This is a genomic window from Streptomyces sp. NPDC029138 (assembly GCF_055564375.1).
Map to the genome: position 1 here is coordinate 1 of NZ_JBVHWM010000156.1, position 1007 is coordinate 1007.

1 protein-coding gene and 1 pseudogene are annotated in these 1007 nt (G+C 73.5%); both read right to left on the bottom strand.

Going from position 1 to position 1007, the window contains the following annotated elements; genetic code table 11:
* Nucleotides 1–292, bottom strand: a pseudogene (locus ACZ4WH_RS44040) (hypothetical protein); the annotation flags it as partial.
* Between the two features lie 87 nt (nucleotides 293–379).
* Nucleotides 380–862, bottom strand: coding sequence for a single-stranded DNA-binding protein (locus ACZ4WH_RS44045; protein ID WP_468192008.1), 483 nt, complete (start codon nucleotides 860–862; stop codon nucleotides 380–382).
* Nucleotides 863–1007: the final 145 nt, after the last annotated feature.

Below are 1007 nucleotides of genomic sequence, written 5' to 3' on the forward strand. Positions count from 1 at the left end.
CCTGGGCCATGCCGCGGGCGGCGGCCTCGGCGGCACCCTTGCCCGCGTCGACCAGGGCGCGCGAGGGCGACGGCGGGGCGTCGTGCACGGGGCACGGGCGGCCGGTGATGAGCGCGGTCTCGCACTGGCCGGCCGGGCTGGTGAGCTGGTCGGCGACCTGGCGCAGCGCGGACGCGGCGGCGGCGCGCGGGAGGTCGGTCGTGATCTCCGTCGGGCCCTGCTTCGGTATGGCGACGATCAGGCGGTGCGTGTCGAGCGAGGCGACGGCGACGGCGTCGGGGATACGGGACATGGCGGGTCGCTCCTGGTTGTCAGTGGTGGGTGATACACGCGTGCGCGCCCGCGCATGGGGCGGCCCGCGACCGGACGCGGCGGGGGTCTAGAACGGCGGCTCGCTGCCGTATCCCTGCTGGGCCCACGGGTCGCCCTGGGGGGCGCTGTAGCCCTGCTGGGGGGCCTGCTGGCCGTATCCCTGGGTGCGCTGCTGCTGGCCGTTCTGCTGGCCGTTCTTGGCGACCTGGGCGGTCGCGTTCTTGAGCGCGGGGCCGACTTCCTCGGCCTGGATCTCGTACGACGACTTCCGTTCGCCGTCCTTCTCGTACTGGCGTTGTCCGAGGCGGCCGACGACGATCACGCGGTCGCCGCGCTTGATGGACTCGGCGACGTTCTCGGCCTGCTGGCGCCACACGCTGACGGACAGAAACAGGGTGTCGCCGTCCTTCCACTCGTTCGTGACGCGGTCGAACGTGCGGGGGGTCGAGGCGACGCGGAAGTTCGCCACGGGGGCGCCGGACGGGGTGAATCGCAACTCGGGGTCGGCAACCACGTTGCCAACCAGGGTGATCGGGGTCTCTCCAGCCATTACGCGGCGGTCCTCTCGGGGGTCGTGCGGGTGGGAAGGGTGGCGACGGGGGCGAGCTGGTGCTCGCGGGTGCGGCGGGCGCGGTCGCGGGCGCATGCGCGGCACTTGCGCATTCCGCGGGGGTGCGACGGGGGGTAGCTCACGT

What these genes read in the sequence shown, in the direction of transcription:
- ACZ4WH_RS44045 (WP_468192008.1), bottom strand. Translation starts at nt 862, where the DNA reads ATGGCTGGAGAGACCCCGATCACCCTGGTTGGCAACGTGGTTGCCGAC.